The following is a 20,900-nucleotide window of genomic DNA, read 5'->3' as shown; positions in this document are numbered from 1 at the left end:
GGTTTAGACCTGCGCCCCCAACTTGAAACCTTCAGCAGCCTCGCCGGATGAACCTGAGGGGCGGGTGTAGGAGAAACCATCGGCTCCGACGGTGACGGCCATTTCTGAAGCGTCAGTGCGTTCGATGACGGGCTGGGGGTTGCCGTCCAGGTCCAGGACCAGGGAAGCTTCGGTGTACCAGGACGGAACGACTGGGTTGCCCCACCAGTCGCGGCGCTGGTTGTCGTGAACGTCCCACGTGACCGTGGGGTTATCCGGATCGCCGGTGTAGTAGTCCTGGGTGTAGATCTCCACGCGGTGGCCGTCCGGGTCCAGGATGTAGAGGTAGAACGCGTTGGACACGCCGTGGCGTCCGGGTCCGCGTTCGATCCGGTCGGAGATGCGAAGGGCGCCCATCTTGTCGCAGATCTGGATGATGTTGTGCTTCTCGTGCGTGGAAAATGCGATGTGGTGCAGGCGGGGTCCGTTGCCGCCGGTCAGGGCGGTATCGTGCACAGTCTGCTTGCGGTGCATCCACGCGGCGTACGTGACGCCGTCGGAGTCCTTGATGTCCTCGGAGACGCGGAAGCCGAGGTCTTCGAGGTATTTGCGACCGCGAGGGACGTCGGGGGTGACCTGGTTGAAGTGGTCAAGGCGGACCAGTTCGCCGGCGGAGTAGAGGTCGTAGCGCTGGGTGAGGCGTTCGACATGTTCCACGTCGTAGAAGAATTCGTAGGGGAAGCCCAGCGGGTCTTCCACGCGGACGGAGTCGCCCACGCCCTTGGTGAAGCCTTCCTTGCGGCGCTCCACCCGGCACCCGAGTTCGCGGTAGTAGGCCTCGGCGGCGTCCACTTCGGCCGGGGACTTCACCCGGTAGGCGAAGGCGGCAGCTGCTGCGACCGGGCCTTTGCGGAGGACGAGGTTGTGGTGGATGAACTCCTCGAAGGAGCGCAGGTAGATGGTGTTCTCGTCCTCTTCGGTGACGTGCAGGCCCAGGAGGTCCACGTAGAACGCGCGGGATTTGGCGAGGTCCGTGACCACGAGTTCAAGGTAGGCGCAGCGCACGATGTCCGGCGCGGGCACCGTGGGGGTGGGGATGGGGCCGGTGAAGGGGTTGCTCATGATGGTCTCTCTTCGTTGAAAGGGGTGTACTAGGCGCCGAACTTGGGTGTGTGCACGGAGCCGAGGGTGATGTGCACGGCCTGCTGGTCGGTGTAGAAATCGATGGAACGGTAGCCGCCCTCGTGGCCCAGACCGGATGCCTTGACGCCACCGAACGGGGTGCGGAGATCGCGGACGTTGTGGCTGTTGAGCCACACCATTCCGGCTTCCACGTTCTGGGAGAAGTTGTGGGCCCGCGTCAGGTTCTGCGTCCAGATGTAGGCCGCCAGGCCGTACTTGGTGTTGTTCGCCAAGGCGAGGGCTTCGTCGTCGTTCTCGAACGGCGTGATGGCCACAACCGGCCCGAAGATTTCCTCCTGGAAGATCCGCGCGTCAGGCGCGACGTCTGCAAACACCGTGGGTGCGATGTAGTTGCCTTCGGGCAGGTGGTCGGGTCGGCCGCCACCGGCAAGCAGCCGGCCTTCGGACTTGCCGATCTCCACGTAGGACGCCACTTTCTCGTAGTGCTCCGGGTGGACCAGCGCACCCACCTGGGTCTTGGGATCGTGGGGATCGCCCACCACGATGTTCTTGGCGCGGGCGGCGTACTTTTCGCAGAATTCGTCGTAGATGGCCCGCTCCACCAGGATGCGGGAGCCGGCGGTGCAGCGTTCGCCATTGAGGGAGAAGACACCGAACAAGGCGGAGTCGATTGCGGCATCGAGGTCGGCATCGGCGAACACGACGCACGGGGACTTCCCGCCGAGCTCCATGGACAGGCCCTTGAGGTTGGCTGCGGCATTGCGGAAAATCGTCTGGCCCGTGGTGGTCTCACCGGTGAAGGAGATCAGCGGCACGTCCGGGTGCTTCACCAGTGCGTCGCCGGCTTCTTCGCCCAGGCCGTTGACCAGGTTGAACACGCCGTCGGGCAGGCCGGCATCCTTGAAGATCTGCGCCCACAGTGACGCGGACAAAGGAGTGAACTCGGCGGGCTTGAGGACCACCGTGTTGCCGGTAGCCAGCGCCGGAGCGAGCTTCCAGGACTCAAGCATGAAAGGAGTGTTCCACGGCGTGATCAAGCCCGCGACGCCGATCGGCTTGCGGTTCACGTAGTTGATCTGCGAGCCCGGGACCTTCATGGCGTCATCGAACTGTGCCACGATCAGGTCCGCGAAGAAGCGGAAGTTCTCGGCTGAGCGCAACGCCTGGCCCTTGGACTGGGTGATCGGCAAGCCGGTATCAAAGGTCTCCAGCTCGGCCAGGCGCTCTTCCTGGGCCTCCACGGCATCGGCGATCTTGTTCAGCACACGGGCACGTTCGCGCGGCTTCATCTTCGGCCACGGGCCATTGACGAACGCTTCACGGGCTGCTGCCACAGCGAGATCGATGTCTTCCTTCTGGCCGGCCGCTGCCGTGGCGTAATTTCCGTTGGATACCGGATCCAGGACGTCAAAAGTCTTCCCGGAAACGGAGTCTACGAACTCACCGTTGATGAAGTGCTGGATGTGCGTGGGCAGGTTCTCGGGCACGTGATGCTTTGCTGATGTTTCTACAGGGGTCGTCATCGTTGTCTTCCTTTTTCATCCAACCCGGGGTCACTTATGGCCCATGTTGGGTGCGTTTGGGGGCCATATGTGACCCCGCGTTGCTTTAGTTGGTGGTGGCGAGGTAGGCGTCCAGTGTTGCGGCGCGGTGCCGGCGGGCGGCGTGTTCGATCGTGTCGGCGTCCGCTCCAGACTCGATGAGCTGCAGCAGCGCCTCGTGTTCTTGCACCGATTCCTGCGCGCGGCCGGGAACGAAGCGGAACGTAGACGAGCGGAGCGATGCCAGCCGGTTCCATCCACGATGGACCAGGTCAAGAATGTGCGGATTGGGGCAGTGCTCAAACAAGACACTGTGGAAGTCCTGGTTCAGCGCGGTGAAACGAACGGGGTCGAAGTGCTCCAGGCATTCCCGCATTTCCTCGTTCACGGCGCGGGCCCGGGCAATCGCAACGGAATCAATCAACGGCGCGGACAAAGCGGTGGCCGCACCCTCCACGATGCTCAGCGTCTGCATCGTGTACAGGTACTCCGTGGGGTCAATCCCGGAGACCGTGGCACCAACGTTCCGCTCGAACTTCACCAGCCCCTCAGCCTCCAAGCGGCGGATCGCTTCCCGGACGGGGACCACGCTGAAGCCCAGGTCCTCGGCAATCTTCGCGAGCACCAGCCGGTAACCCGGTGTGTAGATGCCTTCCACGATCCTGGCCTTGACGGCGGTATACGCCTGTTGGGACTTGCTTTGTGCAGCGGCGCTTTCGACGGCGGTTTCAGTCACTTTGGGCTCCTTGCCGGCTCTGCCAGTCAGCTGTGACCCACTCTGCGTACCGCGTCTGCCACTCCTTGTTCATCGGGTAAAGGCCATCCACGCTGTTGCCTTCCTTGACCATCTGGAAGATGAACGCCTCTTCCCTTTCCTGCTGGATGCAGTCATCCACCAGTTCCTGGGCGATGGCGGGTGGGATCACCAGAATGCCGTCCGAGTCGGCAACAATGATGTCTCCCGGCTGAACTGTTGCACCACCGCACGCGATGGTGATGTCCGTATCCCACGGAATGTGCCGGCGCCCAAGGACTGCCGGGTGCGGATTCGCAAAGTACGTTGGCATCTCCAGATCGGCCACTGCGGAGTAGTCACGGACGCCACCGTCGGTGATGATCGCAGCGGCCCCACGGACCTGGGCCCGGAGCGCGAGGATGTCGCCGACGGTGCCTGTGCCTTTCTCGCCGCGGGCTTCCATCACGAGGATTTCGCCTTCATTCACGGAATCGATCGCGCGCTTCTGTGCATTGAATCCCCCGCCGTGGGTCTTGAACAGATCCTCGCGGTTGGGCACATAGCGCAGGGTCCGGGCAAGGCCAACTACCTTGCGGTCGGGGCGCGTGGCCTGTAGGCCGTCGATGCTTACGTTGTTCAGTCCGCGTTTGCGGAGCTGCGAAGAAAGCGTGGCTGTTGCGACGCTTTCCAGCTTCGCTTTCAGCTCGGGCGTCAGGACGGAGACATCAGCAGGCAGACCCGCCGCTTCACGCGATCCGTATGCCTCTTCCCGCTGCGTGTCATCAGTCTTGGGCTTTGCACCAAAGTCCGCGAACGGCGTCGTGCCTTCCGCTACTTTGGTGGTCAGGCGGCCGCTGCTGAAGCCACCGCCACTGACCTCAACCTCGACGACGTCACCCGGTTTGGCGACGGACGCGCCGGCTGGGGTGCCGGTCAGGATGATGTCGCCCTCTTCGAGCGTGAGCAGCTGGGAGAGGTCCGCGACGATTTGCGTGAACGGGAAGAGCAAGTCCTCGGTGGTGTCGTCCTGGACGAGGTCGCCGTTGTGCCAGGTGCGGATCCGCAGCTGGGCTGGATCAACGGCGTCGGCTGGTATCAACAAGGGACCCACCGGCGTGAACCCGTCGCCTCCCTTGGACCGGACGTTGGAGCCCTTGTCTGCGTAGCGGAGATCGTAGACGCCCAGATCGTTGGAAGCGGTCACCCAAGCAACATGACTCCAGGCATCCCCGAGGCCAACGCGGCGGGCCGACTTCCCGATGACGAGGGCAATTTCGCCTTCATAACCGAGCAGTTCGCAGCCAGCAGGGCGCTCAACGATGCCAGGAGCGTCGGCGGAACCGAGCGCCAAGGAAGACGGCGGCTTCAGGAAGTACGACGGTTGCCCGGGAGTGCGCCCGCGCTGGGCCGCCCGGCTAGGGTAATTGATATGGACGGCAATGACTTTGCGCGTACGGGCCAGCATGTCTTGGCTGACTTCCTCGGTCCGGAACTCCAATGTCACGGCGCCTCCTCCTGATCGAACATCCATCGAGTACGAAATCGTATACGATAACTATTACCCCTGAACAGCAAGCCGTCAACCCCCTTTCCCAAAACACAATCGTCCGCCCATAGTGGTTGTTCAAAACAGTGGAAGGAAGTACGTGCCGGAAAAGAAGGAGCTCCAGCTGCTGAGGTTTGCCAACGGTTCCGAATGGGAGTCATGGCTCGCTGCGAACCACGAAAAAAGCGCCGAAGCCTGGCTCGTGATCGGCAAGAAGAACGCCGGCGCCCAACTACTCAGCATTGGGGAGGCCCTGGACGGCGCCCTGTGTTTCGGCTGGATCGACGGGCAGCGCAAAGGCAATGACGAAACGACTTTCCTGCAGCGATACTCCCGGCGCCGGCCGCGGAGCTCATGGTCACAGGTGAACGTTGGCAAGGCGGAGGCGTTGATCAAATCGGGGCGCATGCATCCCGCGGGGTTTGCTGAGATCGAGACCGCAAAGGCTGATGGCCGCTGGGAAGCCGCCTACGTTTCGCAGGCCAACGCGGAGGTCCCGGAAGACCTTGCAGCGGCCTTGGCCAGTAACCCCACAGCCCGCGAAGCGTTCGAAAGCCTCGGTAAGACCGAGCGGTACCTCATCATCCTGCAGTTGCTCAAGGCCCGCACTCCGGACTCGCGCGCCAGGGCAATGGCACGTTCCCTCGGGAAGCTGACGGGCAAGACGTAAATTCAAAATGAGTGCATCCTCCGCATGGACTCCCGTAGGGTACCCGCATGGACATCATCCTTGTACCTGGTTTCTGGTTGGACGCTTCATCATGGGCGGAGGTGACGCCGCCGCTTGTCGCCGCTGGGCACCCGGTTCACCCCCTCACGCTTCCCGGGCTGGAGTCCGTTGACGCCCCACGCGCCGGGATTGGCCTTCGCACACACATCGACGCCGTGGTGGACAAGGTGGATTCCCTTGGCGGCAATGTGGTGCTGGTGGGCCATTCAGGCGGCGGCGCCATCATCCACGGAGTTGTTGACGCCCGTTCGGATCGTGTGGACCGGGCCATCTATGTGGACAGCGGGCCACTCGGCGAGGGCGGCGTGATCAATGACGAACTGCCCGAGGACGGCGACGAAATTCCGCTCCCGCCCTGGGAAGGCTTTGAAGACGCGGACCTCATCGACCTCACCGATGACCTCAAGGAAGCTTTCCGCGCACGGGCCATCCCGGAACCGAAGGGCGTCGCCTTCGACCAACAACACCTTCACGATGTCCGGCGCTATGACGTCCCGGCCACCATCATCGCCTGCCAGTTCCCATCATCACTGCTTCAGGAGTGGATGGATGCCGGGCACCCGTTCACAGCGGAACTCGCGCGGATCCGGGACGTGGACTACATCGACCTACCCACCGGACACTGGCCACAGTTCACCAAGCCACGTGAACTGGGCGAAGCCATCCTGTCGGCCGTCGAGCGCACCAAGTAACGCTCGACGCGCACCAAGTAACGCTCGACGGCGGGATGGGCCTTTCGGGCAACAGGAACCCCCGGGAAAGACGGACATTTTGAGGCTTGCCTGTCTTTGATGCTTACCTGCTGACGCTCAGGGCTTGGCCGGCGTGTTGGTCGCCGGCCCCTCCGGCGCAGCGCCGCCTTCGTCCGTCCAATCACTTCCCGTCTGATCATCGAGCGCAGGATCGGATACTACGTCCGACCTGACTGGAGGCATCGAAGTAGAAGCCGGAGCGGAAGCAGAAGCAGAGGAACCGGTGCTGGAGTTGCCTTGATGCCCGGACTTTGGCTCCAGGATGCCCGGAAACATCGTCTCTGCCTTCTCCAGGAGCTTCTTGCCCGCGGCGTACAGATTGTCCAGGATGTCGGGGACTGATTCCTGGACGGTTTCAGTGGCCTGATGGACGTTCTCTTGAACCTCCGGGTTCTTCCAGACCTTTTGGGCGCCTCCGCGAACGCGCCGATACACCTCCGGCCAAGACTTGGACCCCCACACATAGCCAACAGCGATGCCGGCGGCGAACAATGCTTTCCCTTTCACAGGACCAACTCCTTTCGAGGTGCTATTCCTACGACACTAGTCCGGCCTTCACCCACTGTCACGTGTGCTCTTTCAAGGCTGGATGGTTAATGGCCATTTGCTGAATTGAGAAAGAGGACTAAACTTTAATGCCAACCAGCGGAAAACCCGCAGGCTACAACCACATGGCAACCCGAGGAGTGAAAACCATGGGACTGGATGACAAGATCAAGAATGCCACGGAAGAAGCAACGGGCAAGGTCAAGGAAAAGACCGGCGAAGCCACAGGCGACCGGGACCTCCAGGCCGAGGGTGCGGGCGAGCAAGCGTCGGCCAATGTGAAGCAGGCTGGCGAGCACGTCAAGGACGCCGCGAAGGACGCCTTCGGCGACAAGTAGCCAGATTTCAAGGCCATACGATCCCTGCTCGAGGGGTCAGGACCCTGACCGGCAAAATAGCAAGGTTACTTGCTGTTGTTCCCGGGACCAGCTAGCGTTGCTGTTGTAGTACTACGGTCCGGCCCCTTGGACAGGAGTGCTTTTGGCTGCATTTAATAACTCATCGACGTTTGCAGGAGACGTTTGCAAAATAACGTCCGCCCCTATTCCACTGGGCCTCAAGTGGCCCTGTTACAGCGGTTAGCCGCTGGAACTTACAACCGATGAACGGAACCCCTTCACCGAGTTCATGGAATTTCCATCAACAAGAAAGTAGGAGCAAAAATGGGTTTCTTTGGTTTTCTTTTGCTCGGCCTTTTGGCTGGAGCCCTCGCAAAGCTCATTCTTCCCGGACGTCAGGGAGGCGGCTGGTTAGTCACCTTGCTGTTGGGCGTCGTTGGCGCCCTGTTGGGCGGCTGGATCGGTGGCCTGATCTTCGGCGAGGGCTTGACAGAATTCTTCGCCATTCGAACGTGGCTCCTGGCCATCGGCGGATCCATCATCGTTCTGCTGATTTACGGCCTGGCCACAGGAGGACGCCGGGCCCACCATGGCTGACGAAACCACGCCCAACACCAACCAGGACGACCTTGAGGGTCAGTACGCAGAAGGTGATTACGGCGCTGCCGGAGCATCTCCTGAGGCCCTGAAAGAAGACGCTGGCGGGGACTATACCGCAGGCGACTACGCCGAGAAGACGGTCCCGTCTGCGGACGCGGAGCTCGACGAGCGCAATACGGAGGACACACCCGCGGACAGGCCGTTCTCGTCCGAACCGGATGACGAAGCTTCCGGCACAGGACACCCTTAACACTCAGGCATCCGCAAGGGTCCTGAAAACGACAAGAACCCGGAGACTGCAGTTGCGGCCTCCGGGTTCTTGCTTTGCCCGGTATTGGCGTTGCGAAAATGCATTGGCGCTGCGAAGTGCATCGCCGCGGGGCTGATGTTCGCGGGCCTGATATTTTCGGGCATGGATAGTCGGGGCAGCGGCTGATCCGGCACCGTAGCGTGATGGCCAGGAATGGAGGGACAGTGCAGCATTGGACCCGGGCGCTTGAGCTCATCGAGCAGGACCTTACTGAATCGGTCGAGGTCAGCACGTTGGCGCGAACGGCATTGACGTCGGAATATCACTTCAGGAGGATGTTTGCCTCCTTGGCCGGCATTCCGATTTCGGAGTACATCCGACGACGCCGCCTTACGTCCGCCACCGCGGAGATCATCGCCGGCGGAACGGTGCTGGATGTTGCCCTCCGCTACGGATATGGATCGCCCGAGGCATTCGCGCGTGCCTTTAAGGCAATGCATGGGCTTACCCCGTCAGAAGCGCGGCAACCTGGCGCAGTCCTCCATTCCCAGCCTCAGTTGAGGTTCCACCTCCGCATTGAAGGGAATACCGTCATGAAGCACCGAATAGTCAACAAGGAGGCCTTCCGCCTGATCGGCCTCAAAGTCCGCGTTCCGCTGGTCCACGAAGGTCCGAACCCCGCAATCATCCAGTTTCACCGCAGCATTGACCCGGATGCCACGAAGCGTCTGATGGCGTTGTCGGACGCCGACCCATCCGGACCCCTGTCCGTAACGGACAAGATTGATGAAGAGCGCCGCGAGGGCAGTGAGCTGGACTATTGGCACGCGGTGGCGTCAACCCAGCCCGCTCCGGAAGGTTTCGAGAGCCTGGACATCCCCGCCGGCCAATGGGTGGTGTTCGAAACCGAAGGAAAATTCCCCGACGCCCTGCAGCGCATGTGGGCGGACGCTGCTACGGAATGGTTCCCGGCCAACCCTTACTTTTGGGCACGCGGCCCCGAACTGCTCAGTGTCAGGCCGGACGCGGATGGCACCCGCGGGAGCGGGCAACTGTGGATTCCCATTGAGTCCAGTCAGGGGCCCTTCAAGAGTTTCAGCACCTCATCAAGCGGCAAGACCCTCTGACGATATTCACGGGTAAGAACCCGGAGGACTGCCTCGGCAGCCTCCGGGTTCTCTGTTGCCACGGCCTCAGCCGCATAAATCACCCGGATGTTATGGGCGAAAGCATCAGCAGCAGTCTGGGCAATGCAGTTGTGGGCCGAGACCCCGGCCAGGATCACGGTTTCCACACCCCAGTTCCTGAGGCGCATCCCCAAGTCCGTGCCCATGAAGGCGCTGTCGCGGGTTTTGACCATCTGCGGGAAATCGGCAGTCACCAGGCCAGGAACGAAACTGGCCTGCTCACTTCCCCTGAAGATGAAGCCTTGGTCATCGTCCAGCATGTTCAGGCTCCAGGTGGATTTGTCCCGCTCATGCTGGGTACCAACCAGGAGCACGTTTGCCCCTGCCCCGCGCGCTGCGCTGGTCAATGAGTTGCAGGCAGCAACAACTTCTTCCTGGCGCCGATTCAGGGCCGGTTCCTCAAAAAAGGCGTTCTGCATGTCGATTACCAGCACAGCAATCATGCGCGCATATCCTTCCTTGTCCCGGGTCAGAGACCCTTGCCGCCGGTCACCGGAAGCACAGCGCCTGAAATATAGGAGCCTTCGTCAGATGCGAGGAGCACATAGGCCGGTGCCAGCTCAGCAGGTTGTCCGGCACGGCCCAGCGGCGTGTCCTGGCCGAATGTTGGAAGCTTGTCCGGCCACTCGGTGGCGGGGATCAACGGCGTCCAGATCGGGCCAGGGGCCACGGCGTTGACACGGATTCCCTTGGGCCCGAGTTCCTCTGCCATGGCTTTGGTGAATGCCACTTGGGCGGCCTTGGTCATGGCATAGTCCACCAGCTGGGCGGAAGGATTAAAGGCCTGGATAGACGCCGTGACGATGATCGACGCCCCTGGGCGAAGGTGCGGAATCGCGGCCTGTGCTGTCCAGATCAAGGAGTACAGGTTGGTTTTGAAGACCCGATCGAATTCGTCGGTAGGAATGGTCTCCAAACCCTCGCGGTTCTTTTGGTAGGCAGCGTTCAGGACCACAACGTTAAGGCCGCCGAGCTCCTGCACCGTTCGCTCCACAATCTCAGCCGCAAACTTTTCGTCGCGCGCGTCGCCGGGCAGCATCAGTGCCTGCGCCCCGCACTCACGGATCCATTCCGCCGTCGACTTCGCGTCTTCTTCTTCCTCCGGAAGGTAGCTGATGGCGACGTCGGCACCTTCGCGGGCATAGGCAATGGCCACGGCAGCTCCGATTCCTGAGTCACCGCCGGTGATCAGGGCTTTCTTGCCCTGCAGGCGGCCGTGCCCCACATAGCTGGACTCGCCATGATCGGGCTGGGGGTTCAAGGGCTTGGTCAGGCCAGGCTGTTCTTGTTCCTGCTGGGGAAATTCGTCGGAGTGATATCCGCTGCGGGGATCCTTGGGGGCCGAGGTGAGGCGGTGATCCCCGCTTGCTTGTTGTCCGCTGTGGTTTGGGTCGGCTTGAGTCATGGTTCTGGCCTTTCTCAGATGTCTGATTCCCGGCTTACGACGCTACCGTTGGCTGTACCCAGGCACATTGGACTCTAAACGCACACTAAGGGCTAGGTCCGGAGTGTTTTGGCCTTCACCATGAGGAACAATCCGTAGGCGATCAGGCCCACGGCAACGGCGGCCAAAAGGTACGGTCCATAGGGTTGCTCCCTCAATGCCCGCAGGCTTCCATCAAGTCCTGTGGATTGCTCGGGCTGAACGCGAACCGCGGCAATGACCACCAGCAGGCCTACGAGCAACAGAGCTATGCCTTTGGCGATGTAGCCCACGACGCCAACACCCGATTGGAACTTGCGGGCCGGCTCATTGACGGACAGCGCGAGGTCCTTTTCAAACGTCCTCATAAAGCCGCGCACCGCGAAGACAACGCCGGTGACCATGATGCCGGCGCCAAGTGCGACAAGCAGGACTATCCCGAATGGCGCTTTCATGAGCGTCACAGTCACGTCGCTGGCCGACTCCCGACTGTTCTTTCCCCTGCCCATGGTGAAGGACAGGATAGTGGCAGCCAGGCCGGCAAACACGATTGCCTGGGCCACAGCGGAAAGCCGTTTGGAAGGCTTGTTGTCCGAGGCCTTGCGGTAACCGAGGGTTGCGTTGCCCAATTGCCACAGGGCCAAGGCAGCGCAGGCGCCGAAGCACGCCCACAGCAGGATGGGCCCCACCGGTTGTGCGGCCAGTTGGGCAACAGCGCCACTGACGTCGGCTTCACCGCCGCGCCCAAAGGCGAGCTGAAACGCAATAACCCCGATGAGTAAGTGCAGGAGTCCGCTGACGGCGTATCCGGCCCTCGCAAAAATAGCCAGGGCACGTGAGTTTGAGGCTTCCTCGGCCGCATCAGCGGCCTTCTTCATCTCTTCTTTGATGACAAGCCTCCTTATTATTTTGTGACTTGTCACCATGGTGCCACTCGAACGACTACAAGACCACGGGCACTAGTGGCTTGCTAAAAACCACACACCGACTGCGGCCAGATGCTCCGAAGCCCCATACCCAAAGGGTTGAACTGCTCGCGGACGGACGTAACCGCACGGGCCTGGCCAGGGACTTCGCCCCCATGGCCGCCGGCCTCCGCGGTACCCGCGAGGGAGTCAGACTTCACGTGGGCAGCTCCGGCATTCAGGGACGTGGCTGCGATCTGGTCAGGCATTTCGGTGGTCCTTCCTGAGAGTTCCCATCAACTCCATTGGCTGATAGTTCAACCATGGGACGGGGCCCTCAAGAAGGACGCCGGGTCATCTCAAGATTCACTCAAGAATCCACGCGGCTGGAAAAGCTTGCTGGGAAGGCAGGTTCAGAAGGCGAAAAGGACCTCCAGGTGCTGCCCCGTCGACAGGGTAACGTGACCCCTTACGCGCGCTCCGTCGTCGTCAATCACGACGGCGGCAGGAACCGCTGCAGGTGCCTCGCCCCCCCCCAGGTACACCAGTGATGCGAAGATGCTCCGCCCTCCTGCAACTCTGGACGAACTGGTGGCGGGCTGCGACATCGTCAGCCTCCACGCGCCGTCGTTACCGTCCTCAAAGAACCTCATCGACGCCGGTCGTATCGAACGGATGCGGCCGGGGGCTACGTTTATCAACACCTCGCGCGGCGAGTTGGTGGACCAGGACGCCCTGTTGGCCCGGCTTGAGGGCGGCGATTTGTACGCTGTGCTGGACATGACGACGCCGTGGGTGCTGCTTCCGATTCACCGTTCTACGCGCATCCCAACGTGCTGCTGACACCCCACGTTGCGGGGTCCCTGGGTAACGAGCTGGAGCGGATGGCGGCAAGCGCAGTCGGCGAAGCTTTGCTGCTATCCAGGGGGAAGCACTGCAATTTCCAGTGGCGGCGGAAGACCTCGCGTACATGGCGTAGCGCATTCTCGGTGGGCTGTCGTGGTGCCGCGCCGCACCGAAGTAATGTTGCGCAGATCACATTTGCTGCCTACGCTGGGGTGGCTGCAGCGTGGCAGCGAACGGATGAAAGGCAGCATATTGACCAGCGAGAAGCTCTCTGTAGTTGTTCGAGTCGACCTTGACGGAGCACAGATCCAGATCGCAGCAACCGGTCACGTGACCACCTCCAATCTCCACGCGCTGTATCCAATTGTTCAACGCACCAACAGCCTGGCCGACGGCCGGGATGTCGAGATGGACCTTACGGGTGCTTTGATCGAGCCGGATGCGCTTGAACAACTTCAGGGCTACGCGATGCTCCACGAGTTGCCGGTTCGGGTTGATCCCGGCCCAGCGGATCCGGATCTGGCGTCGCTGTCTTCCCTGCCGGCCCTGGCAGGATCGAAAATGGCGGGGGCTTGGCTGGCGGCCTGAGTTGCGCCGGCCCTCAAGCCGAGGGCTAACCTGACTGACATGAGTCAGTCAGCGCGGGCGTGGATCGGGACCATTGTCTTCCTCTTCCTCGCGCCCGGCATCGTGGCAGGTCTCATCCCGTGGCTCATCTCGGGATGGCGGCCTTACGACTGGGACGGCTTGGCGTGGCTGGTGGTGCCCGTCGCCTGGATCGCGATCTCCCTAGGGGTTGCTTTCCTGCTTCACGCCTTCGCGCTGTTCGCCCTCCACCGGGGCACGCCTGCGCCGGTTGCGCCAACCCAGACGCTGGTTGTGACCGGGGTTTATCGATTCGTGCGCAATCCCATGTACCTCGCAGTGCTCACAATTATCCTCGGCCAAGCGCTGCTCTTCGGCAGTTGGTGGCTCGTGACCTATGCTGCGATAGCCCTCATCGCCGTCGTCACTTTCGTAAAGGCCTACGAGGAACCCACCCTCACTGACACGTACGGCGAGCAGTACCTCGAGTACCGGCATAACGTTCCGGGGTGGTGGCCGCGACTGACGCCTTGGCGGGGGTAGCGGCGGGGGCGACGGGGAAGTGGCGTTCAATCCCTCAGATTCAGGGTGGCTTCGAAACGGCCACTACGTTCACGGATCGCCGCGAGGTCATCGAAGGTTCCAATCCGTACAATTCCGGTGAAATGCCCAACAGGTTCGTAGTAGAGGACAAGGGCCTGGCCCGGCGCGTAGTACCCGATCGTCAGCGGCTCAGCATCATCGCCGGCAGGGACGCCGTCGAGGGACAAGGCCTCCGGTAGTTCAGCATGCTTCTCCTGCCCGCCAAAGTCAGTGAAGGACAGCGTCAAGGGAAACTGTTCAATCAGCGAGCGGGCGGTCGCGTTCCCTGACAAAGTTCCGTTCACGGTCCGTCCGTCAATCCGGATGCTGATCGGAGTGTCTTCGCGGGTCTCTTTGGCGGTCATCGTTCCTGCCTCCCTTGGGCTCGCAGTTTCCTGCGAAGTCGTCGCCGTGTTTGTCGAGGCCGGACTGCCCGGAGCCGTCGTGCACCCGGTAAGCGCGAACGTCATCGCAATCATCACAACCAGGGTTTGCTTCGTCATTCGCATGCAGAATGTCACCTCGGCGGAAAGTTCGGTCCATTCCAGCAAAACAGCTAACGACGGCGAGCGGGAGCCTCTGCTGTTACAGGTACTGGAAGGGACCCTCTGGAACACCACCGCTGATATCGGAGCGGAGTTGACGGCGGCCGAACTCGAGCCGCACCAAACGCCCTCAGCCAACTCACTGGCTCAGCCGAGCGGCCGCCTCCTGCTGGACGCGCGCAGCCTTGCTTGAGTAGTCGGCGATGATCCGGAGTTCGTCGTCGCTGTAGCCTTCGAGCAGCGTGGCCATCCCGGCCATGAAATCGGTGAAATAGGGCGCCGCTGCGGCAACCTGGTCCCCGACGAGCTCGATCAGGACCTTCCGTTTGTCCTCGCCGTGCTTTACGCGCCGCGCCACGCCTTTGCTTTCAAGTCGCTGCATGAGCCCGGTGACCGATGCGGGGGCCAGCCCGGAGTGTTCACCGAATTCGCCCGCCGTCATGGGGCCGTGGCGCAGCAGGATATCGATGGCCTTGCCCTCCGTCGCCGACAAACCCCGCAGTTCAGACAGCGTGGTGTGAAACATGATCGCGGCAGTGGACAGCTCCCGGCCCGACGCATAAACGGCTTCCAGCAGAGCTTCGCGTTGCCCCTGATTCGTCATGCTCCGAGGCTAGCAAAGTCTTTCGTTTGACCGAAACGATTGACGGGCACAGAACTCACGATTATATTTCTTTTAACCGAACGAAATAAATTCCACAAAGGAGCTCCCGTGCTGAACTGTCTTGTTATCGGATCCGGCGTAGCGGGCCTTTCCACGGCCCTATCACTCCAGAAAGCTGGCCACTCCGCCACCGTTTTTGAGGCGCACAATGGACCTTCTGACGGAGTCGGCGCCTTCCTCACCCTCGCCGTCAACGGTTTCGACGCCCTGGATACGCTGGGCCTCAAGGAGCAAGCCGCGCAACTGGGCTTCAGCACCCCGCTCATGTCCATGTACTTGGGCAGCACGGGTCGCCACCTGATCGATTTCGATTTCGGCGGCAGCCTCCCGGATGGCACCACGGCCCGGACCATGACCCGCTCGGAGCTATACACCCTCTTGCACGAGGAAGCACTCCGCCGCGGGATCCGGATCGAGCACGGCAGGCGACTGACAGCGGTGGAGGAACTGCCCGACGGCGTCACGGCAGTTTTCGACGACGGCACCTCCGCCCGCGGCGACATGCTGGTGGGCGCCGACGGGCTGCGCTCGGCGGTGCGGCCGCTGATCGACCCCGCCTCGCCCGCACCGCGCGCCATCCCGCTGCTCAACACGGGCGGCATCATTCCTGCCGACACCGCCGCTCTGGCGCTTAAGCATGCGGATCTGGGTGTGAACCCCGGGCGCATGAAGATGGTGTTCGGCAAGCGCTGCTTCTACTGCTACATGCCCAGCCCCGACGGCAGGATCTGGTGGTTCGCGAATCCCTTGCAGCGCTCCAGTACTGATCCGTCTTTGCTGGGACAGGACGAACTCCGGGCTTGGTTAACAAGCTTGGTAAAGGGAGACCGGACACCGATGGCGGCTCTGATTCGCGCCACGGAAGACATCATCAAGCCGTATTCCACGTTCGATTTCCCCAGCATCCCCCGCTGGCACCGAGGCAGGATGGTCCTGGTGGGCGATGCCGCCCATGCCGCTTCCCCGTCCTCCGGGCAGGGCGCGTCGATGGCAATCGAGGACGCCGTCACACTGGGCCGCGCCCTTCGGGGAGCCACGAGCGACGACATAGAACCAGGAAGCCTCACCACCCGGTTTGCGGCCTACGAAGTGGAGCGCCGCCCCCGTGCGGAGACAGTGGTCGCCTGGGGCCGTCGGAATTCTCAGCCCAAGGTCAGGAACCAGTTCACCCGCGTGCTGCAGGACCTGGCTATGCGTGCCATTTTCCGGGGACTTGCCCGGAAGGCGGCGGACAACTTCGACTGGCTGTACGGTCATCACATCGACTGGGATGCGGTTCCCGAGTCTGCCGACAGATGACCATCTCACTCACCCGGAAGACGCTGCGTCAGCACCCCCGGTGGCAACGCTCCCGTCAGCGCCCGCAGTCCCGTCACCGCCGGTACTCCCGCCACCGGCTCCTGCGCCTCCAGTGCTTCCGACGTCAGCCTTCTCCATGTACGACGCCGAGACCCTCCGGTAAACGGGCGTCAGGAAGGCGATCAGTGCCGCGGCAATGAGAATGAATCCGGCAATAAGGAACACGAGGGCGATCCCCCGGGACGTGCCGTGACCCAATAGTGGTTCGAGTTGGGCGGCGCCCTCGGTGGAGCGGGCATACGGGATGATCCAGAACTGGGCGATCGGGGCAATGAGGAATGCTGTGATGGGCGCTGCGGCGGACTCGAAGGCCATGGCGAATCCGAATACCCTGCCCTGCCGGTTCAGGGGAACCACCTGTTGGATGACCGTCTGCTCGGCGGCTTCCACAATGGGAACCAAGGTCAGATACAGCCAGATGCCCGCTACGTACAGCCATGCCCATTCACGCAGGGTAAACACTGCACCAAGGAAGCCCATGACGGCGACAACGATCAGCATGGTCCGCAACGGATTGGAGCCGAGCCCAAACTTTCCTACCACCGCACCGCCCACCAGGAATCCGGTAGAGCCCACGGCGAAGACCATTCCCCACATCTCAACGGAGAACATTTCCAATCCGTAGGGATCCATCAAAGCCATGTACACACCGCCCACGAAGTTGTTGAACGTGGAAAATATGATCAATGCAAACAGCCCGGAGATGGCCAGCACAGCGGCAAGGGAACCACGGAAGTCGAAACCGCCCTTTGCGTCAGTGGCTGCCGCTTGCACCTCTTCGGGCATTCGCAAGGTGAGTAGGTGCACGAATGCCAGCGCGGTGAAAACCAGTGAAGCCACAATGGTCCAGCCCATGCCCAGCAGGCCAACTGACAATCCGGACAGCACCGAAGTAACAATGAACATGAGCCCCTGCACCATCCCCACCATTCCATTGGCATTGGCCCGGCGATCAGGTTCGATAAGGATGGTGACGGTGGTGGAGAGGGCAATGTTGCGCAGGTTTTCCACGACCGCACCTACGAGGGTGATCAGAGTGAAAACCCAGAACCACGGCTGTGTCAGGTCCAGCAGAAGACTCGTGGGGGTGAGGAGAAACAACACTCCTGACAGCACGAACATCACCAAGGTAAACCCCGCGGCGAAGCGCATAATGGCAAGCTTGCGATACCTGTCCACGAACGTGCCAAAGCTGATGCTGGAGAGCGCAATCAGTAGCATGTAGGCACCCCCCACCACCCCCGTGGCAATAACGTTGCGGGTTTCCAGATAAACCCAGAACGTCAGGGCGAACCAGAGAAAGCTTGTGGTGATATTTGCCAGGGCGGTGTTCACCAGGATCCCCATGAAGGTACGGGATCGCTGTGCCGGAGTGCGCAGGGAGAGGTCGATAACTTCAGTAACCCCAGCCGGTTCCTGCTCGGTCATGCGTTCCAGTGTACTGACGCCGATTGCCTCAGATAAGGGCCAGCGCCAACCCAAACCGTGTGACAATCCAACCGCACCAACCTCCCGGTAGGATCGGCAAGGAATCCTAAAGAAGCCTGGGGGAAATTCTTGATGAAAGGTGCAAAGGGCCAACTGGCCTTCACCGGCGACCTTAGCCGGGATCTGGAGTTGCGGGAGTACGGCCTGGACCCCGGAGAGGATTCCACGCTGCTTCCCAACGCCGCCGTAATGAGCGCGCTGCAGAACCTCGTTCGCCTTGCCACTGAGCTTTGCGGCGCCCCTTTCGGGGTAGTCAACATCATCAGCGCCGAATACCAGTACCAAATTGGCGCCTGGGGTGTGGAACCGGGCATGTGCTCGCGCGAAGATTCCATGTGCGCCAAGGTGTTCCTCTCCCGCGAGATCACCGTTATCCCCGACGCTTCTCTGGACCCACGGTCGGCCGACAACCCATTCGTCACCGGTGAATTGGGCCGGGTTCGGTTCTACGCTTCGGTTCCGCTGCAAACAGAATCAGGATTCGTTCCCGGCACTTTGTGCGTTTTCTCTGACAAACCCAAAGAGATACGGCCCGAGCAAGTCAGCATGCTGGAAGTCCTGGCCAAGCAGGTGGTGGAGCTGTTGGAGCTGCAGCACCGCACCATCCAGCTTGACCGCACCTATGCCGAGCTGCGGGAGAGCAACGCCAAGCTGGCTGGTTTCGCGGGCCGCGTCAGCCACGATCTCCGGATTCCGCTCACCACCATCCTGGGTTACGTGGAGTTGGTGGAGGACGATCCAGATGTCCAGACAGACAGCGCGGCAGCGAAATACCTGAGCCGCATCGGGGCGAGTGGCCGCCGAATGCTGGGGATGCTGGAAGACGTCCTGAGTTACTCGAGGGTGGGCGGCGGCATCCAGCCACAACAGGTCTCGCTCAAAGAGGCAGCGGGCGAGGTGGCCCGGGACCTCGGCATCGAGGACGACGACATCCTTGAAGTGCAGGACCTGAACCTCCAGGCAGACAAGGGCCAGCTCCGCACTTTGCTACAGAACCTGCTGTCCAACGCCATGAACTACCGCAGCCCCGAAAGGGATCTGCATGTCCGGATCAGCGGCGTCTCCAATTACCATGGCGCCACCATCGTCGTGGCTGATAACGGCAAAGGCATCAACCCGGAGGACCGCGCCAAGGTGCTGGAACCGTTGGTGCGCCTGCGCCGCCAAGGCGACGGACCCGGCTCCGGCCTCGGACTGGCCACCTGCAGCAGCATCGCCAAGGCCCACGGCGGCGAACTCACCCTCTCCGAGACAGCCGGCGGCGGAACCACGGTGGCCGTGAGCTTCCCGTCCGAGCCCTAGCGGTTCAGACGTTCACCACAGCCGCTGGTCTTAGGCGTGGGCAATCCGGAGCAGCTCTTCGAGGGCATCAGCGCCCGCCGCCGCACCGCCGGAGGCTGCGTAACCAGCAGCGACCCGCCGGGCTCCTTCCTTCTTTGTGAGGGCGTCGCGAACTGCGACGCGAAGCTTCTCCGGGGTGAGCTTTTTCCGGCTGAGCCGCACACCCGCGTCTGCGGCCACCACCCGCGCCGCAACCTCATGCTGGTCCCGGCCGAAGGGAACCACCACCACCGGCACACCGTTGGACAGTGCCTTTTGGGTGGCTCCCATACCGCCATGGGTGATGGCAACCGCGGCGCGGCCCAGCACGTCTCCGTGGGGCACGAAGCGTTCCAGCCGGGCATTGGCGGGAAGGGGCCCAAAATCCACCTGTCCGGCGGGTCGCCGGTCTTGTTCCGAACCGGTCACCACTGCTGGCAGCGTGGCGACGACAGTGAAGGGTTCGTTGGCCAGGCCTTGGAGCGCTGCGCGTACCAAGTCCTCGTCAGCCTGGTATTCAGAAGACGTGGTCACAAGTATGACCGGATCCTGGACGCTCTCAAGCCAAGCCGGCGGCGGGAACGGCGGGTCCCATGACAGCGCCCCGATCATCCGGACGTCTGGTCCCCAGTCCGGGTGCGGGTATTCAAACGGCTCGGCGCTGCTGACGAGGAGGAGCGGCGCGGTGCGGAAGAAGTCATCCACGTTCCGGGACGGCGGAAGTTTACCGTCGGAGATTTCGGCCCGGGCCCTGTTGATCCCGGGCATCATCAGCTTCTCGACGGCGCCAGTCACCAGGGGGCCGATGAGCGCGTCCCGGAGCCTCCCCAGGGGACCTGGCATCGGATCCAGCCCCGGTCCGAACGGCGGGGTTCCCCTGGACGTGAGAGGCGGGGTATAGGGGCAGAAGCTGGCCCACGGCATTCCGATATCCTCAGCAACGATACGGGCGCCCCACGCATTAATGTCCACGAGCAGGAGGTCCGGGCTGACCTCACCGATGGCCCGGCGAAGGTCAGGGGCATCGAAACGGGCACGCGCGGTGAAAGTCTCAGTGCTCGCGGCCAGCCCATCCTTGATCGATTTCGCCAGATAGTCCCGGTGCCGGATCTCCAGGAGCCGCGGATCGACGGATTCGGCATGAAGGCCCGCGCTGCGCAGGGCCGGGAGCTGTTGGGGAATTGTCCACACGTGGACGTCATGTCCGCGGGCCTTCAGTTCGAGTAACAGGGGGACCATGGGAAAGAGATGGCCGATGGCGGGCGAGGTATAGGCGAGAACGGTGGACATTACGGCCTCCGGGTGAAGGGCTCAAGCATTTCGGTTAAGGAAAGTGCCACCTGGTCACGGTTAAGGCCCGCGTCCAGGCGGAGCAGTTTCCAGGTGTAGACGTCACAAAGAGCGACGAACTGGGCAAGACGGCGGCCCCGGTCCGCCCCGTCCGGCAAGAATTCACACTCAAGGAACGGGGCGAAAACCCGCTCGCACCACCGGCGGTGCAGGCGTCTGCCCGCTTCAGCCATTTCCGCTACGGCCGGGGAGGTTTCCTCCTCGGCCAGCATCTTCAAGGCAAGAGCACCGGTGGTCTCATAGTGTTCCAGCAGGTTGTCGATGGCGGCGGGGACGTTGCCTGCAGGCGCGGCATCGCGATGGGCCATCACCTGCGCAGCGGTGTGTTCGACGGTCGCATCGATAAGCCCGCTGCGGTCGCCGAAGCGACGGATGACGGTCTGCACCGTAACTCCGGCACGTTCAGCCACCGCGATCAGGGTGATATCGGAGAGCGGTCTTTCCATGAAGAGGTCTCGTGTCACCTCAAGGATCCGGCGCCCCGT

The 20,900-nt window shown here is 62.1% G+C and carries 26 protein-coding genes; 12 read left to right on the top strand and 14 right to left on the bottom strand.

Translation table 11 applies throughout. The features are described from left to right. Positions 1-3 precede the first annotated feature (3 nt). The 4 genes from hpaD to ACTAQJ_RS18200 form a co-directional block, all read right to left on the bottom strand. On the bottom strand, positions 4-1,101 hold the full coding sequence (hpaD, locus tag ACTAQJ_RS18215; RefSeq protein ID WP_498698231.1) for a 3,4-dihydroxyphenylacetate 2,3-dioxygenase: 1,098 nt from the start codon (positions 1,099-1,101) through the stop codon (positions 4-6). Positions 1,102-1,130: 29 nt separating this feature from the next. Continuing rightward, on the bottom strand, positions 1,131-2,645 hold the full coding sequence (gene hpaE / locus ACTAQJ_RS18210; RefSeq protein ID WP_223947253.1) for a 5-carboxymethyl-2-hydroxymuconate semialdehyde dehydrogenase: 1,515 nt from the start codon (positions 2,643-2,645) through the stop codon (positions 1,131-1,133). A gap of 85 nt (positions 2,646-2,730) precedes the next feature. Next, positions 2,731-3,399, bottom strand: coding sequence for a GntR family transcriptional regulator (locus ACTAQJ_RS18205; RefSeq protein ID WP_223947254.1), 669 nt, complete (start codon positions 3,397-3,399; stop codon positions 2,731-2,733). After that, a complete protein-coding gene (locus ACTAQJ_RS18200; RefSeq protein ID WP_498702216.1) occupies positions 3,392-4,864 on the bottom strand; it encodes a fumarylacetoacetate hydrolase family protein in 1,473 nt (490 codons plus the stop codon). Before ACTAQJ_RS18200 ends, ACTAQJ_RS18205 begins: the two co-directional genes overlap by 8 nt. Positions 4,865-5,045: 181 nt before the next feature. On the opposite strand from ACTAQJ_RS18200, the gene ACTAQJ_RS18195 reads away from it, so the two are divergent. Together ACTAQJ_RS18195 and ACTAQJ_RS18190 are read left to right on the top strand one after the other, a co-directional pair. After that, a complete protein-coding gene (locus ACTAQJ_RS18195; RefSeq protein ID WP_498698226.1) occupies positions 5,046-5,615 on the top strand; it encodes a YdeI/OmpD-associated family protein in 570 nt (189 codons plus the stop codon). Positions 5,616-5,662: 47 nt separating this feature from the next. Then, complete coding sequence (locus ACTAQJ_RS18190; protein ID WP_498698225.1) at positions 5,663-6,367, top strand: alpha/beta fold hydrolase; 705 nt, start codon at positions 5,663-5,665, stop codon at positions 6,365-6,367. Between the two features lie 117 nt (positions 6,368-6,484). Here the strand turns inward: ACTAQJ_RS18190 and ACTAQJ_RS18185 are convergent, their stop codons facing one another. Beyond that, complete coding sequence (locus tag ACTAQJ_RS18185; RefSeq protein ID WP_431117115.1) at positions 6,485-6,934, bottom strand: hypothetical protein; 450 nt, start codon at positions 6,932-6,934, stop codon at positions 6,485-6,487. A gap of 128 nt (positions 6,935-7,062) precedes the next feature. On the opposite strand from ACTAQJ_RS18185, the gene ACTAQJ_RS18180 reads away from it, so the two are divergent. From ACTAQJ_RS18180 to ACTAQJ_RS18165, 4 genes are all read left to right on the top strand, one after another. After that, a complete protein-coding gene (locus tag ACTAQJ_RS18180) occupies positions 7,063-7,311 on the top strand; it encodes a CsbD family protein (RefSeq protein WP_498698224.1) in 249 nt (82 codons plus the stop codon). Positions 7,312-7,635: 324 nt separating this feature from the next. Beyond that, positions 7,636-7,908, top strand: coding sequence for a GlsB/YeaQ/YmgE family stress response membrane protein (locus ACTAQJ_RS18175; RefSeq protein ID WP_431117117.1), 273 nt, complete (start codon positions 7,636-7,638; stop codon positions 7,906-7,908). Then, a complete protein-coding gene (locus ACTAQJ_RS18170; RefSeq protein WP_431117118.1) occupies positions 7,901-8,161 on the top strand; it encodes a hypothetical protein in 261 nt (86 codons plus the stop codon). Before ACTAQJ_RS18175 ends, ACTAQJ_RS18170 begins: the two co-directional genes overlap by 8 nt. A gap of 224 nt (positions 8,162-8,385) precedes the next feature. Continuing rightward, complete coding sequence (locus ACTAQJ_RS18165; RefSeq protein WP_431117119.1) at positions 8,386-9,288, top strand: AraC family transcriptional regulator; 903 nt, start codon at positions 8,386-8,388, stop codon at positions 9,286-9,288. Here ACTAQJ_RS18165 and ACTAQJ_RS18160 read toward each other — a convergent pair. The 4 genes from ACTAQJ_RS18160 to ACTAQJ_RS18145 all read right to left on the bottom strand — a co-directional run bounded on the left by ACTAQJ_RS18160 (position 9,237) and on the right by ACTAQJ_RS18145 (position 11,945). Continuing rightward, complete coding sequence (locus ACTAQJ_RS18160) at positions 9,237-9,791, bottom strand: cysteine hydrolase family protein (protein WP_498698217.1); 555 nt, start codon at positions 9,789-9,791, stop codon at positions 9,237-9,239. The genes ACTAQJ_RS18165 and ACTAQJ_RS18160 overlap by 52 nt on opposite strands. 26 nt (positions 9,792-9,817) lie before the next feature. Then, on the bottom strand, positions 9,818-10,753 hold the full coding sequence (locus tag ACTAQJ_RS18155) for an SDR family oxidoreductase (protein ID WP_498698216.1): 936 nt from the start codon (positions 10,751-10,753) through the stop codon (positions 9,818-9,820). Between the two features lie 92 nt (positions 10,754-10,845). Beyond that, positions 10,846-11,649: a DUF1206 domain-containing protein gene (locus ACTAQJ_RS18150; RefSeq protein WP_431117122.1), complete on the bottom strand. Its 804-nt coding sequence runs from the start codon at positions 11,647-11,649 to the stop codon at positions 10,846-10,848. A 92-nt stretch (positions 11,650-11,741) separates the two neighbouring features. Further along, complete coding sequence (locus tag ACTAQJ_RS18145; protein WP_498698214.1) at positions 11,742-11,945, bottom strand: hypothetical protein; 204 nt, start codon at positions 11,943-11,945, stop codon at positions 11,742-11,744. Positions 11,946-12,234: 289 nt separating this feature from the next. On the opposite strand from ACTAQJ_RS18145, the gene ACTAQJ_RS18140 reads away from it, so the two are divergent. The 3 genes from ACTAQJ_RS18140 (at position 12,235) to ACTAQJ_RS18130 (ending at position 13,650) form a co-directional block, all read left to right on the top strand. Next, the gene (locus tag ACTAQJ_RS18140; RefSeq protein ID WP_498698212.1) at positions 12,235-12,519 is read left to right on the top strand and encodes an NAD(P)-dependent oxidoreductase; all 285 of its coding nucleotides are present in this window, start codon (positions 12,235-12,237) and stop codon (positions 12,517-12,519) included. Between the two features lie 255 nt (positions 12,520-12,774). After that, positions 12,775-13,110 carry a hypothetical protein gene (locus ACTAQJ_RS18135; RefSeq protein ID WP_498698211.1) on the top strand — a complete coding sequence of 112 codons (336 nt, stop codon included), beginning with the start codon at positions 12,775-12,777 and terminating at the stop codon, positions 13,108-13,110. Positions 13,111-13,149: 39 nt separating this feature from the next. Then, positions 13,150-13,650 carry a methyltransferase family protein gene (locus ACTAQJ_RS18130; RefSeq protein WP_498698210.1) on the top strand — a complete coding sequence of 167 codons (501 nt, stop codon included), beginning with the start codon at positions 13,150-13,152 and terminating at the stop codon, positions 13,648-13,650. Positions 13,651-13,676: 26 nt separating this feature from the next. Here the strand turns inward: ACTAQJ_RS18130 and ACTAQJ_RS18125 are convergent, their stop codons facing one another. Beyond that, positions 13,677-14,054 carry a cyclophilin-like fold protein gene (locus tag ACTAQJ_RS18125; protein ID WP_498698208.1) on the bottom strand — a complete coding sequence of 126 codons (378 nt, stop codon included), beginning with the start codon at positions 14,052-14,054 and terminating at the stop codon, positions 13,677-13,679. On the opposite strand from ACTAQJ_RS18125, the gene ACTAQJ_RS18120 reads away from it, so the two are divergent. Beyond that, positions 14,026-14,427 carry a hypothetical protein gene (locus ACTAQJ_RS18120; protein ID WP_498698206.1) on the top strand — a complete coding sequence of 134 codons (402 nt, stop codon included), beginning with the start codon at positions 14,026-14,028 and terminating at the stop codon, positions 14,425-14,427. The genes ACTAQJ_RS18125 and ACTAQJ_RS18120 overlap by 29 nt on opposite strands. On the opposite strand, the gene ACTAQJ_RS18115 is transcribed toward ACTAQJ_RS18120, so the two are convergent. Continuing rightward, positions 14,374-14,838 (bottom strand): MarR family transcriptional regulator, encoded by a 465-nt coding sequence (locus tag ACTAQJ_RS18115; RefSeq protein ID WP_431117127.1) that lies wholly within the window; start codon positions 14,836-14,838, stop codon positions 14,374-14,376. The genes ACTAQJ_RS18120 and ACTAQJ_RS18115 overlap by 54 nt on opposite strands. A gap of 108 nt (positions 14,839-14,946) precedes the next feature. Between ACTAQJ_RS18115 and ACTAQJ_RS18110 the strand changes: the two genes are divergently transcribed. Then, positions 14,947-16,197, top strand: a complete 1,251-nt coding sequence (locus tag ACTAQJ_RS18110; protein WP_498698204.1) for an FAD-dependent oxidoreductase — start codon at positions 14,947-14,949, stop codon at positions 16,195-16,197. Positions 16,198-16,206: 9 nt separating this feature from the next. Here the strand turns inward: ACTAQJ_RS18110 and ACTAQJ_RS18105 are convergent, their stop codons facing one another. Further along, the gene (locus ACTAQJ_RS18105) at positions 16,207-17,685 is read right to left on the bottom strand and encodes an MFS transporter (protein WP_498698203.1); all 1,479 of its coding nucleotides are present in this window, start codon (positions 17,683-17,685) and stop codon (positions 16,207-16,209) included. A 132-nt stretch (positions 17,686-17,817) separates the two neighbouring features. Between ACTAQJ_RS18105 and ACTAQJ_RS18100 the strand changes: the two genes are divergently transcribed. Then, positions 17,818-19,047 (top strand): GAF domain-containing sensor histidine kinase, encoded by a 1,230-nt coding sequence (locus ACTAQJ_RS18100; protein WP_431117130.1) that lies wholly within the window; start codon positions 17,818-17,820, stop codon positions 19,045-19,047. Positions 19,048-19,077: 30 nt separating this feature from the next. Here the strand turns inward: ACTAQJ_RS18100 and ACTAQJ_RS18095 are convergent, their stop codons facing one another. Both ACTAQJ_RS18095 and ACTAQJ_RS18090 read right to left on the bottom strand, forming a co-directional pair. Next, a complete protein-coding gene (locus ACTAQJ_RS18095; RefSeq protein WP_498698197.1) occupies positions 19,078-20,355 on the bottom strand; it encodes a glycosyltransferase in 1,278 nt (425 codons plus the stop codon). Then, complete coding sequence (locus tag ACTAQJ_RS18090) at positions 20,355-20,861, bottom strand: TetR/AcrR family transcriptional regulator (protein WP_498698195.1); 507 nt, start codon at positions 20,859-20,861, stop codon at positions 20,355-20,357. The genes ACTAQJ_RS18095 and ACTAQJ_RS18090 overlap by 1 nt, the downstream gene beginning before the upstream one ends. Between the last annotated feature and the right edge of the window lie 39 nt (positions 20,862-20,900).

It is taken from the genome of Arthrobacter sp. alpha11c, assembly GCF_054149985.1.
Note: the sequence above shows the minus strand (reverse complement) of the source record. Positions and strands in the feature narration are given on the sequence as shown.